Origin of the sequence: Variovorax sp. MHTC-1 (assembly GCF_003984645.1) — a bacterium.
Taxonomy (GTDB): Bacteria; Pseudomonadota; Gammaproteobacteria; order Burkholderiales; family Burkholderiaceae_C; genus Variovorax.
This window is the reverse complement of record NZ_RWKI01000010.1, coordinates 21,174-35,184: the sequence shown is the minus strand read 5'-3', so window position 1 is coordinate 35,184 and position 14,011 is coordinate 21,174. Positions and strand designations below refer to the sequence as shown.

14 protein-coding genes are annotated in these 14,011 nt (G+C 67.8%); 7 read left to right on the top strand and 7 right to left on the bottom strand.

What is annotated here, in order from left to right; all coding sequences use genetic code 11:
- Window position 1 precedes the first annotated feature (1 nt).
- From ctaD to EJI01_RS17785, 4 genes are all read right to left on the bottom strand, one after another.
- A complete protein-coding gene (gene ctaD / locus EJI01_RS17800) occupies window positions 2–1,633 on the bottom strand; it encodes a cytochrome c oxidase subunit I (RefSeq protein ID WP_126838474.1) in 1,632 nt (543 codons plus the stop codon).
- Window positions 1,634–1,690: 57 nt separating this feature from the next.
- Window positions 1,691–2,869, bottom strand: coding sequence for a cytochrome c oxidase subunit II (coxB, locus tag EJI01_RS17795; RefSeq protein WP_126838473.1), 1,179 nt, complete (start codon window positions 2,867–2,869; stop codon window positions 1,691–1,693).
- 63 nt (window positions 2,870–2,932) lie between these two features.
- Window positions 2,933–3,409 carry a DUF2244 domain-containing protein gene (locus tag EJI01_RS17790; protein WP_126838472.1) on the bottom strand — a complete coding sequence of 159 codons (477 nt, stop codon included), beginning with the start codon at window positions 3,407–3,409 and terminating at the stop codon, window positions 2,933–2,935.
- Window positions 3,410–3,532: 123 nt separating this feature from the next.
- Window positions 3,533–4,447 carry a biotin synthase gene (locus tag EJI01_RS17785; protein ID WP_126838471.1) on the bottom strand — a complete coding sequence of 305 codons (915 nt, stop codon included), beginning with the start codon at window positions 4,445–4,447 and terminating at the stop codon, window positions 3,533–3,535.
- 22 nt (window positions 4,448–4,469) lie between these two features.
- On the opposite strand from EJI01_RS17785, the gene EJI01_RS17780 reads away from it, so the two are divergent.
- Complete coding sequence (locus EJI01_RS17780) at window positions 4,470–5,189, top strand: ComF family protein (RefSeq protein WP_126838470.1); 720 nt, start codon at window positions 4,470–4,472, stop codon at window positions 5,187–5,189.
- An 89-nt stretch (window positions 5,190–5,278) separates the two neighbouring features.
- Window positions 5,279–5,740 (top strand): tRNA (cytidine(34)-2'-O)-methyltransferase, encoded by a 462-nt coding sequence (locus tag EJI01_RS17775; protein ID WP_126838469.1) that lies wholly within the window; start codon window positions 5,279–5,281, stop codon window positions 5,738–5,740.
- 8 nt (window positions 5,741–5,748) lie between these two features.
- Here the strand turns inward: EJI01_RS17775 and EJI01_RS17770 are convergent, their stop codons facing one another.
- Window positions 5,749–6,207, bottom strand: coding sequence for a MaoC family dehydratase (locus EJI01_RS17770; RefSeq protein ID WP_185878959.1), 459 nt, complete (start codon window positions 6,205–6,207; stop codon window positions 5,749–5,751).
- Between the two features lie 52 nt (window positions 6,208–6,259).
- Window positions 6,260–6,880, bottom strand: a complete 621-nt coding sequence (locus EJI01_RS17765; protein WP_126838467.1) for a ParA family protein — start codon at window positions 6,878–6,880, stop codon at window positions 6,260–6,262.
- Window positions 6,881–6,950: 70 nt separating this feature from the next.
- Here EJI01_RS17765 and EJI01_RS17760 point away from each other — a divergent pair, with 70 nt between their 5' ends.
- Together EJI01_RS17760 and kefC are read left to right on the top strand one after the other, a co-directional pair.
- A complete protein-coding gene (locus EJI01_RS17760; protein WP_126838466.1) occupies window positions 6,951–7,589 on the top strand; it encodes an NAD(P)H-dependent oxidoreductase in 639 nt (212 codons plus the stop codon).
- A gap of 2 nt (window positions 7,590–7,591) precedes the next feature.
- The gene (kefC, locus tag EJI01_RS17755) at window positions 7,592–9,436 is read left to right on the top strand and encodes a glutathione-regulated potassium-efflux system protein KefC (protein WP_126838465.1); all 1,845 of its coding nucleotides are present in this window, start codon (window positions 7,592–7,594) and stop codon (window positions 9,434–9,436) included.
- 89 nt (window positions 9,437–9,525) lie between these two features.
- Here kefC and EJI01_RS17750 read toward each other — a convergent pair whose 3' ends face one another.
- Window positions 9,526–10,392, bottom strand: coding sequence for an amidohydrolase family protein (locus EJI01_RS17750; protein WP_126838464.1), 867 nt, complete (start codon window positions 10,390–10,392; stop codon window positions 9,526–9,528).
- Window positions 10,393–10,495: 103 nt separating this feature from the next.
- Between EJI01_RS17750 and EJI01_RS17745 the strand changes: the two genes are divergently transcribed.
- The 3 genes from EJI01_RS17745 to EJI01_RS17735 are packed head-to-tail and all read left to right on the top strand — an operon-like array spanning window position 10,496 to window position 13,895.
- A complete protein-coding gene (locus tag EJI01_RS17745; RefSeq protein WP_126838463.1) occupies window positions 10,496–11,272 on the top strand; it encodes a crotonase/enoyl-CoA hydratase family protein in 777 nt (258 codons plus the stop codon).
- A complete protein-coding gene (locus EJI01_RS17740; protein WP_126838462.1) occupies window positions 11,269–13,134 on the top strand; it encodes a feruloyl-CoA synthase in 1,866 nt (621 codons plus the stop codon). The genes EJI01_RS17745 and EJI01_RS17740 overlap by 4 nt, the downstream gene beginning before the upstream one ends.
- On the top strand, window positions 13,131–13,895 hold the full coding sequence (locus tag EJI01_RS17735; RefSeq protein ID WP_126838461.1) for an SDR family NAD(P)-dependent oxidoreductase: 765 nt from the start codon (window positions 13,131–13,133) through the stop codon (window positions 13,893–13,895). The genes EJI01_RS17740 and EJI01_RS17735 overlap by 4 nt, the downstream gene beginning before the upstream one ends.
- The last annotated feature ends 116 nt before the right edge of the window (window positions 13,896–14,011 follow it).

The window sequence follows — 14,011 nt, the reverse complement described above, 5'->3', positions numbered from 1 at the left end:
CTCAGCCGATCACCTTGGTGGCGGTGGGGTCCAGCTTCGGCGGGTTCTCGAAGGTATGGAAGGGTGCAGGCGATGGCACTTCCCATTCGAGGCCTTCGGCAGCTTCCCAGGGCTTCTGCGACGCCTTCTCGCCCTTGCCGAGCATGGTGGGCAGCACGATGAAGAAGAAGAAATACACCTGCGCCAGGCCGAAGGCAAAGGCGCCCACGGAAGCCACCGCGTTGAAGTCGGCGAACTGCATCGGGTAGTCGGCGTAGCGGCGCGGCATGCCGGCCAGGCCCAGGAAGTGCATCGGGAAGAAGGTGATGTTGAACGAGATCAGCGACCACCAGAAGTGGACCTTGCCGCGCGTTTCGTTGTACATCACGCCGGTCCACTTGGGCGCCCAGTAGTAGTAGCCCGCGAACATCGCGTAGAGCGAGCCGGCCACCAGCACGTAGTGGAAGTGCGCCACCACGTAGTAGGTGTCCTGCAGCTGGGTGTCGATCGGCGCGACGGCGAGGATCAGGCCGGTGAAGCCGCCCATGGTGAACACGAAGATAAAACCGACCGCGAACAGCATCGGCGTCTCGAAGGTCATCGAGCCCTGCCACATGGTGGCGATCCAGTTGAAGATCTTCACCGCCGTCGGCACTGCGATCAGCATGGTCGCGTACATGAAGAACAGCTGGCCGGTAAGCGGCATGCCGGTCGTGAACATGTGGTGCGCCCAGACGATGAACGACAGGATCGCGATCGACGAGGTGGCGTAGACCATCGAGGCGTAGCCGAACAGGCGCTTGCGCGAGAAGGCCGGCACGATCTGGCTGACGATGCCGAAGGCCGGCAAGATCATGATGTAGACCTCGGGATGGCCGAAGAACCAGAAGATGTGCTGGTACATCACCGGATCGCCGCCGCCGGCGGGATTGAAGAAGCTGGTGCCGAAGTGGCGGTCGGTCAGCGTCATGGTGATGGCGCCGGCGAGCACCGGCATCACGGCGATCAGCAGGTAGGCGGTGATGAGCCAGGTCCAGCAGAACATCGGCATCTTCATCAGCGTCATGCCGGGGGCGCGCATGTTAAGGATGGTCACGATGATGTTGATCGAGCCCATGATCGAGCTCGCGCCCATGATGTGCATCGCGAAGATGCCGGCGTCCATCGAGGCGCCCATCTGCAGCGTGAGCGGCGCGTAGAGCGTCCAGCCCGCGGCGGGTGCGCCGCCCGGCATGAAGAACGAACCCACCAGCATGATGGCCGCCGGGATCAGCAGCCAGAAGCTGAAGTTGTTCATCCGCGCGAAGGCCATGTCGGAGGCGCCGATCTGCAGCGGAATCATCCAGTTCGCGAAACCGACGAAGGCCGGCATGATCGCGCCGAACACCATGATCAGGCCATGCATGGTGGTGAACTGGTTGAACAGTTCGGGGTTGACCACCTGCAGGCCGGGCTGGAACAGCTCGGCGCGGATCAGGAGCGCGAGCACGCCGCCCACCATCAGCATGGCGAAGGAGAACAGCAGGTACAGCGTGCCGATGTCCTTGTGGTTGGTCGCGAAGACCCAGCGGCGCCAGCCGGCCGGCGCGCCATGGTGATCGTCGTGGGCATGGCCGCCGTGGGCGTGACCGTGGGGGTCGAGGACTGCGCTCATCTTGATATTCCTTGCAAACTCTTCGTCGTGGCGTCGTGGCGTCGCGGTGGCAGGGGCTTACTTGCCGCGCTGCGCCAGCACTTCGGCCGGCTGCACCAGTTGACCCGTCTTGTTCGACCAGCTGTTCTTGGTGAAGCTCACCACGGCCGCGATGTCGGTATCGCTCAGTTGTTTCCACGCGGGCATGGCGCCGTTGCCCGCGCCGTTGAGCACGATGTGGATCTGCTTGTTGTGATCGGCATCCACCACGAGGGCCGAGCCGTCCAGCGGCTTGATCGGGCCGGCGCCCTTGCCGTTGGCCTGGTGGCAGGCGGCGCAGTTGGCCGCGTAGACCTTCTCGCCGCGGACCAGGAGCTCCGGCAGCGTCCAGACCTTGCTCGGATCGTCCTGCTTGGCGGCCGCTTCCTTGCGCTTGGCATCCACCCAGGCGGTGTAGTCGTCGGCCGAGACCACCTTGACGTGGATCGGCATGTAGGCGTGCTCCTTGCCGCAGAGTTCCTGGCACTGGCCGTAGTAGTCGCCCACCTTCTCGGCGCGGAACCAGGTGTCGCGAACGAAGCCCGGGATCGCATCCTGCTTGAGGCCGAGCTGGGGCACGGCGAAGGCATGGATCACGTCGTTGGCGGTGGTGATGATGCGCACCTTGGTGTCGACCGGCACGACCATCGGGTTGTCGACCTTGAACAGGTAGTCGTCCGGCACGTCACCCTTGGCGCCCGAATCCGACAGCGCGCGGTGCGAGCTGTCGAGCGTCGAGATGAAGGCCAGGCCCTCGCCTTCGCCCTTGATGTAGTCGTAGCCCCACTTCCACTGGTAGCCGGTGGTCTTGATGGTGAGGTCGGCGTTGGTGGTGTCCTTCTGGGCCACCAGCACCTTGGTGGCCGGCAGCGCCATCAGGATCACGATGACGAAGGGCACGATGGTCCAGATGACTTCGACCACCACGGATTCGTGGAAGTTGGCGGCCTTGTGGCCGACCGACTTGCGGTGCTTCCAGATCGAATAGAACATGACCGCGAACACCGCGATGAAGATCACCGTGCACAGGATCATCATCGCGTTGTGCAGGAAATACTGCTCGGCGGCAATCTTGGTGACACCGGTCGGCAGATTCAACTGACGCACCGACGGGCCGCCGGCCAAGTCGTTGACCGCGTGCGCCGCGCCGCTGAATGCCGCGCCGGTCGCCAGCAGCAGATTCGCCGGCCAGTGCTTGTTGCGCCAAATGCTCTTCATCGTGTTCACTTCTTCATTTCCTGTTAACCCACCGGTCCCCACGGTGCCGCACTGCGCCGAGCCTCAGGCGCCGCGCAATGCCATGCGAATCTCGCGCGCCAGCGCCGCACGCAACTCCGGGCGCACGTAGCGCCCCACCCTGACCGAACGACCCTGACCCGAAACCTCGATCAGCGAGCGATCGCTGGCCTCGGGCTCGACCCGCACCTGGTGCGGCAAGAATTCCGTGCGCTCGTAGTGCCCGCCGTTTTCGAGCTCGACCACCAGCCGGCCGCCCTGCAGCGCGATCTTTTCGCCGTCGGTCGCATGCCGCGCATACAGCAGGAACGCGAAGCCCACGGCGGCCAGTTCGAGCCACGCGAAGGGCAGCACGAGCAGCGCGCCATGCAGCCAGAAGACGGTTCCGATACCAAGCGACACCACGCACAGCGACGCATAGAGCCAGCCGAGCTGGCTCGGCGTGACCGAGCAGTTGCGCTTCAGGAACCAGTGGATGCTCTGGCCTGAGACAGTGGCAAAACGAAACACGGAATTCGACACGGGCGAGTTCAGCAAATCGGTGCGTCGAAACGATGTCAAACCCATGTCCGACAGGCCTCGATCACGGGACAATACCCGGGAGTTCACGCAGCGCCGGATTGTAGCGGGTCGGGCAGGCGCGGCTCAGCCGCCCGGACGGCCGCGCTGGAGCATGGAGCGCATCTCGCGCAGCGAGACCGCGCTTTCGGCCGCCAGCGCCACCCGCGGCGCGGGTTTGAAGGCATGGCCGTAGATGATCTCGAAGGTCAGCGCGATCCGGCCGGCGCCTTCCGCGGAGAGCGCGAAATCGGGCAGCGCCCGGCGCAGCGTCCGGTGCCAGGTCTTGCCGCGCAGCGCGGGGAAACGCGCCGGATGAAGGTTGCGTCCGAGCGTACGCAGCTCGGCGAACGCCGCCTCGGCGCTGGGCCAAGTCAGCATGATGCGCTCCATGTCCATCACCGGCTCGGCGAAGCCGGCACCCACGAGCATGTCGCCCCAGTCGTGCATGTCGGTGAATTCGTGGCTGGGCGGGGGCCAACCGAAACGCTGGTGCAGCACGCGCAGTTCGCGCAGGGTGTCGGGCCCGAAGCAGGAGAACATCAGGAAGCCGTTGGTCGCCACCAGGCGGTGCCAGCGGGCGATCAGGGCTTGCGGATCGGCCGCCATGTGCAGCGCCATGTTGGCCCACAGCAGGTCGACGCCCTCTTCAGGCGGCGGATCGAAGCTCGGGTGCCCGCCCTGCCAGCGCCGCGCGCTCCACCAAGGCGCCACCAGCGCCTGGCCGGTGGCCGGCACCAGGGCCGCTTCCGGCTCGATCACGAAGGACTTGGCATCGCGATAGCGGCGCGCCACCTGCAAGTGCACCTCGAGGCCGCCGTGCAGCGGCGCCCAGTCGGCCCAGCTGCGCGGCCGGGCCTTGATCCATTGCAGCCGGTCTTCCATGCGGCGGCCGATTTCTTCGTGCAGCCACGGCGAGCCCGAGGCCGGCGCGAGCCGGCTCCAGCGTGCGGCCGCCTTGGCGTCGATGGTCGGCGGGCGCTGTGCGGGGGCGGATTCCATGGGGCGCTCAGTATATTGAGCCATGTTCAAGCCGTGGATCGAACGCCCTTTCTCCTCATTGCTCAACCGCCTACCGAGCCAGTGCGCCGTGTGTCGCGCCTGGCCCTCGCGGCCGGTATGCGACGGCTGCGTGACGCGCTTCGCTCCGCCCGTTTCGCGCTGCGCAACATGTGCGCTGCCGATGCCGGCCGGGGTTGCGCAGTGCGGCGACTGCATCCTGCACCCGCCGCCGCTCGATGGCTGTCTGGCAGCTTGCGCCTACGTCTGGCCGTGGCCGGAATGCATCGCCCAGTTCAAGTTCCGTGGCGACGCGGGCTGGGCCGCGCCGTTCTCGACGCTGCTGCGCAGTGCACCGTGGGTCGAGCCGGCCCTCGAGCAGGCCGACCTGGTGCTCCCGATTCCGCTGGCGCCGGCACGGCTGCGCGAGCGCGGCTTCAACCAAGCGCACGAGCTGGCACGCCGGCTGGCGCCGCGCAAGGTCGACGCGACGCTGCTGCTGCGCACCCGGGAGACGACCGCGCAGAGCGGCCTCACGCGGGCGGAGCGGCTGCGCAACCTGCGCGGCGCCTTCGCGCTGGAACCGTTGCGCGCGGCGGCGGTGCAGGGCCGGCGCATCGTGCTGGTGGATGACGTGATGACGAGCGGGGCCTCGCTGTTCGCGGCCGCGCAGGTGCTGCGCACCGGCGGGGCTGCGCACATCACGGCCATCGTTCTCGCGCGCACCGACCCGCCTGCGGGATAGCCCGACGCTCTGTTCTGCGTGGCCCCGCTCCCCCCGAGGGGCGCTGGTCGCATTGGACGGTGCTGCCTCGACCTGACGACAATCGCCCCATGTTCCACATCGTCCTGGTCGAGCCCGAAATCCCGCCCAACACCGGCAACGTGATCCGACTCGCCGCCAATACCGGCTGCACCCTGCATCTGGTCGAGCCGCTCGGCTTCTCGATGGACGACCGGCTGCTGCGCCGCGCCGGGCTCGACTATCACGAATACGCCGAAGTGCGGCGCCATGCGAGCTGGCAGATGCTGCTCGATGCCGAGCAGCCGCCGTCCGAACGTCTGTTCGCGCTCACGACGCGGGGCACGCGCACGGTCCACGACACCGCCTTTCGCCCCGGCGACTGGCTGGTCTTCGGATCGGAAACGCGCGGCCTCGCGCCGGAACTGCGCGAAAGCTTTGCCCCGCCGCAGCGACTGCGGCTGCCGATGCGCGAAGGGCAGCGCAGCCTGAACCTGTCGAACGCGGTGGCGGTGACGGTGTTCGAGGCGTGGCGGCAGAACGGCTTTGCCTGAGCGCTGCCTCAGCGGAAGCGGCGCACCACCGACTCGGCGACGCAGGCAGGCTTGGACGCGCCTTCGAGCTCGATGGTGGTCTCCCAGACCATCTGAAGCCCCTCACCGGGAATCGGCTCGGCGCCGAGCAGCTTCATGCGCCCGCGCAGGCGCCCGCCCACCGGCACCGGCGTCATGAAGCGCACCCGGTTGAGCCCGTAGTTCACGCCCATGCGCGACTCGACCACCTCGAACGCCGTCTCGTAGAAGCGCGGCAGCATCGACAGGGTCAGGAAGCCGTGCGCGATCGGCCCGCCGAAGGGGCCGGCCTTGGCCCGCTCGACATCCACATGAATCCACTGGTGGTCGCCGGTCGCCTCGGCGAACTGGTCGACCTGCTCCTGCGTGACGGTGATCCAGTCGCTGACCGCGACTTCCTGGCCGACGCAGGCGGCGAGATCCTGAAGGGTCTGGAAGGTCTTTTTCATGCGCTTCACTCTATCCGGCCGATGGCGCGGCCGCTGTAGCTGGAGTGACAGGCTAGGCGTCCAGCCACTTGCGGATCGGCTCCCACTGCTCGAGATCGCGCTGCACGCGCCCCGGCGCGATGTCGAACAGCGTGAGCCCGCGCGCGGCGAGTTGCACGTAGTTCTGCGTGTCGCGCAGCTCGCCCAGCACCGGCACGCCGAGTCCATCGATGAATTCCCGCAGGCGGTCGGCCGCCAGCGTGCGCGCATCGACGCGCATGCCGATGACGCCGATTTGCGTCTTGCCGGCATGGCGGTGCGCCAGCAGCTTGTCGAGGAAGTCGCGCGTCGCGTAGATGTCGAAGATGCTCGGCTGCAGCGGCACCAGCACCTTGTCGGCCACGGCCACCACGTCCTTGAAGCGCGCACCGTGCAGGCCGGCGGGCGTGTCGACCACGGCATGCGTGGTGCCGCGCGGGGGCCTCACGACGCCGCCGTCCTCCGACGCCTCCCAGGTCCTGATCGCGCGGGCATGGGGCGAGCGCAGGCCGAGCCAGAGCCGGGAGGACTGCTGGCGGTCGATGTCGCCCAGCATCACCGCATGGCCGCGGCTCGCGAAGTAGCCCGCAATATTGGTTGCAAGCGTGGATTTGCCGACCCCGCCCTTGGGATTGGCGACCAGGACCACCGGCATGACAGGCTCCTCGGATGCGAAAGACAGGCGCCATGGTAGCCGCGCGCCGAGTGCGCTATGTTCGGCGCCTATGACGACAACAACAGGCCCGGGAAGCCCTCCACGCAGCATCTACCTGCTCGCCGCACATCCCCACTGGCGCGATTCGCGCGCCAACCTCGCGCTGCTCAAGGCGGCCCGAGAGGTGCCCGGCGTCGACGCCAACGACCTCTATGCCAGCTATCCCGACTACGCGATCGACGTCGAGGCCGAGCAGGCCCGCCTGGCGCGCGCCGACCTGCTGGTGCTGCTGCACCCGATCCAGTGGTACTCGATGCCGCCGCTGCAGAAACTCTGGCTCGACGAGGTGCTGAGCTACGGCTGGGCCTACGGCGGCGGCTCGGCGCTGGAAGGCAAGGACTGCTGGCTGGTCGCGACCACCGGAGGGCCGGAGCGCAGCTACCACCCGCAGAGCTACAACCGCTACTTCTTCGATGCCTTCCTGCCGCCCTACGAGCAGACCGCCGCCCTGTGCGGCATGCGCTTCCTGCCGCCGCTGCTGTTCCACGGCGCGCGCAGGGCGACGCAGGAAGAGCTGCTGGCGCACGTCCAAGTCTTCGAGGACCGGCTCTCGTCCTATCCGAACTGGCCGGAGCTGGAGGACATGGAGGGATGCCCGAGCTGCGTGGTGCCCGCCACCGACAGGCCGCACGGACAGCAAGAGGCCTGAGCATGGAACATGCCCCGGGCTGGCTCATCAATTCCTTGATCTATCTGGGCGCCGCCGTGCTGGTGGTGCCGCTGTCGAAGGCGCTCGGCCTCGGCGCCATCATCGGCTACCTGGCGGCCGGCATCTTCATCGGCCCCTGGGGGCTGGGCCTGGTCAGCAACGTGGTGGACATCCTGCATTTCGCCGAGTTCGGCGTGGTGCTGATGCTGTTCCTGGTCGGCCTCGAACTGGAGCCCAAGCGGCTGTGGAGCCTGCGCCGGCCGATCTTCGGCTGGGGCTCGGCCCAGGTGCTGGCCTGCGCCGTAGTGCTGTTCCTGGCCGGCTGGGCGGCCGGGGCGAGCTGGCGCGTGGCGCTGGTGGCGGCGCTGGGGCTTGCGCTGTCCTCGACCGCGATCGCGCTCCAGGTGCTGGGCGAGCGCAATCTGCTGCCGACCGCGAGCGGCCAGGCCGGCTTCTCGATCCTGCTGTTCCAGGACGTGGCCGCGATCCCGATCCTCGCGCTGCTGCCCCTGCTGGCGGTCGGCTCCGACACCGGCGTGGCCATCACCGGCACCGACCGCGCGCTCGAGGGCCTGAAGATCGTCGCGGTCATCGGCGGCATCGTGCTCGGCGGCCGGCTCGCGGTGCGGCCGATCCTGCGCTGGATCGCGCGCAGCAACACGCCCGAGATCTTCACCGCCGCCTCGCTGCTGCTGGTGGTGGCGATCGCGGCGCTGATGCAGTTCGTCGGCCTGTCGATGGCCCTCGGCGCCTTCCTCGCCGGCGTGCTGCTGGCGGAAAGCGAATACCGGCGGGAGCTCGAAACCGACATCGAGCCGTTCAAAGGCCTGCTGCTCGGCCTGTTCTTCATTGCGGTCGGCATGAGCATCGATTTCGGCGTGCTGATCGCACAGCCGGGGCTGATGGCCCTGGTAGTGATCGGCTTCATGCTGTTCAAGTTCGTCGTGATCTACACGCTGGCCAAGCTGCTGGGCCTGCCCTACCAGGAACGGCCGGTGTTCACGCTGCTGCTGGCGCAGGGTGGCGAGTTCGCCTTCGTCGTGTTCCAGGCGGCCGGGCCCAACGTGCTGCCGCCGGGCGTCGCCTCCTTCCTGGTCGGCGCGGTCGCGCTCTCGATGCTGGTCTCGCCGCTCTTGCTGGTGGCGCTCGACAAGTGGGTGCTGCCGCGCTACAGCGCGGGCAGCCCGGTCTCGATGGACGAGATCTCCGAGCAGCAGGATGCCAAGGTGCTGATCTGCGGCTTCGGCCGCTACGGCCAGATCCTCGGACGCATGCTGAGTGCGCAAGGCCTGACGCTCACCGTGCTCGACCACGACCCCGACACCATCGAGAGCTTGCGCGAGCTCGGCTTCCGCGTCTTCTACGGCGATGCGACCCGGCTCGACCTGCTGCGCACCGCCGGTGCCGCCACTGCCCGGGTGCTGGTGGTGGCGGTCGACGACATCGAGCAGTCGCTGACCATCGTCGACCTCGCGCGCGAGCATTTCCCGAACGCGCGCATCGTGGCGCGGGCGCGCAACGTCGGTCATCTGTTCCAGCTGCTCGACCGCGGCGTGGAATCCATCGAGCGCGAGCTGTTCGAATCGTCGCTACGCAGCGCGCGCTCGGTGCTCGAAGGACTGGGCTGGCCGGCGCACGAGGCGCGCGAGGCCGCGATGCGCTTTCGCCGCCGCAACATCCAGCTGATGTACGAGATCTACCCGCACTACAAGGACCGCGCCAAGCTGATCGCGGTCTCCAAGGAGGGGCGCCAGCAATTCCAGGAGCAGCTGGCGCGCGAGCGCGAGGAGCGCAAGAAGCGATCCGGCCGCGACTGGGACCTGCTCGAAGAAGACGAGCGCGCCTAGCCTCCAGGCCCGGCGCCGGGCCGCCCCAAGGCGGCCGCGGCCCCCTCGGGGGGCAGCGAGTACACGAAGTGACGGAGCGTGGGGGCTCGTTAACTGTCGAGCTTCAGCAGCCGCACCGCGTTGCCCTTGAGGATGCCCGGCATCACCTCGGGTTTGAAGCCGGCATCCTCGAAATCCTTCATCCAGCGGTCCGGCGTGATCAGCGGATAGTCGCTGCCGAACAGGATGCGGTCTTTCAGCAGCGTGTTGGCGTACTGCACCAGCTGCTTCGGAAAGTACTTGGGGCTCCAGCCCGACAGGTCGATCCAGACGTTGGGCTTGTGCGTCGCCACGCTGAGCGCCTCGTCCTGCCAGGGGAAGCTGGGGTGCGCCATCACGATCTGCATGTCGGGGAAGTCGATCGCGACGTCGTCCAGGTGCATCGGGTTGCTGTATTCCAGACGCAGGCCGCCGCCGCAGCGCATGCCCGAGCCGATGCCGCTGTGGCCGGTGTGGAAGACCGCCGGCAAGCCGTACTCGTTGATCACCTCGTAGATCGGCCAGGCCATCTTGTCGTAGGGGTGATAGCCCTGCACCGTCGGATGGAACTTGAAGCCCTTGACGCCGTGCTCCTCGACCAGCCGCCGCGCCTCGCGCGCGCCCATCTTTCCCTTGTGCGGATCGATGCTGGCGAAGGCGATCATGATGTCGCTGTTCTTCTGCGCCGCGTCGGCGATCTCCTCGTTCGGGATGCGGCGCCGGCCCATGTTCGACTCGGCGTCGACCATGAACATCACCAGCCCGATCTTTCTTTCACGGTAGTAGTCGATGCTCTCCTGGATGGTGGGGCGCCGGCTCGACCGGAAATATTTATCCGCCGCGCGATCGTATTCCTCGCCATAGTTGTCGAAGGGATTCCAGCAGCTCACTTCGGCATGCGTGTGGGTGTCGATGGCGATCAGGTTCTGATGGTCCATGGCGTTGTCTCCAATGCGGGTAAGTACCAGTGTCCAAGGGCGAAGTGCGGCTTGAATTAGTTATTATCCATAACCATAATCGATCATGCTCCGGAGCGCAACCATGACCCATCCTGCCGACCTTCAACTCGAAATCCGCGACGACATCGCGATCATCCGCCTGACTCGCGCAGCCAAGCGCAATGCCCTTTCCGACGCGCTGATCCTCGCGCTGCGCGACACCTTCCAGAACCTGCCCTCCAGCGTGCGCGCCGCCGTGATCGACGGCGAAGGCCCGCACTTCTGCGCCGGCCTCGACCTCTCCGAGCTGAAGGAGCGCGACGCCGGCCAGGGCCTGCACCATTCGCGGCTCTGGCATGCGGCGCTGGACCTCGTGCAGTACGGCCCGGTGCCGGTGATCGCGGCGCTCCACGGCGCGGTGGTCGGCGGCGGGCTCGAGCTCGCAAGCGCCTGCCACATCCGCGTGGCCGACAGCACCGCCTTCTATGCCCTGCCCGAGGGCTCGCGCGGCATCTTCGTCGGCGGTGGCGGCTCGGTCCGCATCCCGAAGTTGATCGGCACCGCCCGCATGACCGACATGATGATGACCGGCCGCGTCTACAACGCCGAAGACGGCGAGCGCGCCGGCTTCGCGCAGTACCTGGTCGCCGAAGGCCAGGCCCTGGACAAGGCGATCGAACTGGCGAAGCGCGTCGCCACCAATGCACCCCTGACGAACTACGCGCTGATGCACGCGCTGCCGCGCATCGCCGAGCAGCCGGCCGACCACGGCTTCTTCACCGAGGCGCTGATGGCCGGCATCGCCCAGAGCGCCCCAGAGGCCAAGGAGCGCGTGCGCGATTTCCTCGAAGGCCGCGCCGGCAAGGTGAGCAGGGAATGAAGGCCGTCCGCTACCGCCCGTTTGCCTTCGGCGTGCACCAGGTGCGCCTCAGCGAAGGCGCGCCCGGCGTGCGCTACCTGGAGGCCGCCGAGCCCCTGCAGGACTATGCGGTGCGCATCACCGACCGGCTGGTCCACTGGGCCGAAGCCGCGCCCGAGCGCAGCTTCATGGCGCGCCGAGAACAGCTGCCGGACGGCAGCACCGGCGACTGGCAACACCTGAGCTATGCGCAGGCGCTCGCGGGCGCACGCAGCATCGGGCAGGCACTGCTCGAACGCGGGCTCGGCGCCGAACGCCCGGTCATGATCCTGAGCGAAAACAGCCTCGAGCACGCGCTGCTGGCGCTCGGCTGCGTCTACGCCGGCATCCCCTACTGCCCGGCCTCGCCGGCCTATTCGACCGTCAGCCAGGACTACGAGAAGCTGCGCCACGTCTTCGACACGCTGACGCCCGGGCTGGTGTTCGCCAGCGACGCCGCGCGCTTCGGCCGCGCCATCGCGGCGGTGGTGCCGCCCGATGTCGAGGTGGTGCTGCACCGCGGCGAACTTCCGGACCGCGCCGTCACTGGCTTGAGCAGCCTGCTCGCGACGCCCGCCACAGCAGCGGTCGATGCCGCCATGGCCGCCACCGGGCCGGACACCATCGCCAAGTTCCTGTTCACCTCGGGTTCGACCAAGATGCCCAAGGCGGTCATCAACACGCAGCGCATGTGGTGCGCCAACCAGATGCAGATCGCCCAGTCGATGCCCGCGCTGGCCGAGGAGCCGCCGGTGCTGGTCGACTGGCTGCCATGGAACCACACCTTCGGCAGCAACCACAACGTCGGCATCACGCTCTACCACGGCGGCACGCTCTACATCGACGACGGCAAGCCCACGCCCGCGCTGATGGGCGAGACGCTGCGCAACCTGCGCGAGATCGCGCCCACCGTCTACTTCAACGTGCCGACCGGCTTCGAAGCGATCGCCCACGCCATGCAGACCGACGCGCAGCTGCGCAGAACGCTGCTGTCGCGCGTACGCATGTTCTTCTATTCCGGCGCCGGGCTGGCGCAGCCGGTCTGGGACAGCCTGCACGCCATCCAGGAGGCCGAGATCGGCGAACGGATCGTCATGGCGACCGGCCTGGGCATGACGGAGTCGGGGCCGTCCGCGATGTTCATCAACAGCCCGGACGTGCGCGCCGGCGACGTCGGCGTGCCGACGCCCGGCATGACGCTCAAGCTGATCGAGGTCGACGGCAAGACCGAGGTGCGCTATCGCGGCCCGAACGTCACGCCGGGCTATTGGCGCGCCGCGGAGGAGACGCGCGCCGCCTTCGACGAAGAGGGCTTCTTCTGCACCGGCGACGCGGTGAATTGGATCGACGAAAGCAACATCCACCGCGGCCTGCGCTTCGACGGCCGGATCGCCGAAGACTTCAAGCTCGCGACCGGGACCTTCGTGAGCGTCGGGCCGATGCGCGCCAAGATCATCGCCGCCGGTGCGCCTTATGTGCAGGACGTGGTGCTGACCGGCATCAACCTGAAGGAAGTCGGCGCGCTGGTCTTCCCGACGCAGAAGGTGCGCGAGCTTGCCGACCTCGGGGCCGAGGCCACGATGCAGCAAGTGCTCGAAAGCGCCGCGGTGCAGGCGTACTTTCAAGGCCTGGTCGACGAACTCGCGAGGTCCGCCACCGGCAGCGCCAACCGTATCGCGCGCCTGGCGCTGGTGTCCGAGCCACCCTCGATCGACAAGGGCGAGGTGACCGACAAGGGGTCGATCAACCAGCGTGCCGTGCTCAAGCACCGCGCGGACGCGGTGGAGGCGCTGCACGCCGGCACCCTCCCCTGCACATTCACACCCGAAGGAGACAAGCCATGAAGATCGAAGGACAAGCCGCCCTCGTCACCGGCGGCGCATCGGGCCTGGGCGAAGCGACCGCGCGCGAGCTCGCGCGGCTTGGCGCCAAGGTGGCCGTGCTGGACGTCAACACGGCCCTGGCCGAGAAGGTCGCAGCAGAGATCGGCGGCATCGCCTGCGCCTGCGACATCACCAACACCGACAGCGTCAACGCCGCGCTCGACAAGGCCGCCGCCGCGCACGGCCCCGCGCGCATCCTCATGAACGTGGCCGGCATCGGCAGCGCCAAGCGCATCGTCGGCAAGGACGGCAATCCAGCGCCGCTCGAAGACTTCGTGCGCGTAGTCAACGTCAACCTGATCGGCGCCTACAACATCAGCCGCCTCTACGCGGCGCAATGCGCCAAGCTCGATCCGCTCGACGGCGGCGAGCGCGGCGTCATGCTCTTCACCGCCTCGGTCGCGGCCTTCGACGGCCAGGTCGGCCAGCAGGCCTACAGCGCCTCGAAGGGCGGCCTGGTCGGCATGACACTGCCGATGGCGCGCGACCTGGCCCAGCACGGCATCCGCGTCTGCACCATCGCGCCGGGCCTGTTCGCGACGCCGCTCCTGAAGGAACTGCCCGAAGCGATCCAGCAATCGCTGGCCGCATCGATCCCCTTCCCGCCGCGCCTGGGCAAGCCCTCGGAGTTTGCCGAGTTGGCCTGCCACATCGTCGCCAACGGCCACCTCAACGGCGAAGTCATTCGCCTCGACGGCGCCCTGCGCATGGCGCCGAGATAGTGGACCACCCCCAGGCTTCGCGCACTTCGTGTCGCTTCGCCAACCCCCTTCGAGGGGGCGCCGCCAGCGGCCCGGCGAAGCCGGTTCCGCGGCGGCCCCCGAACAAACCCAGCCCA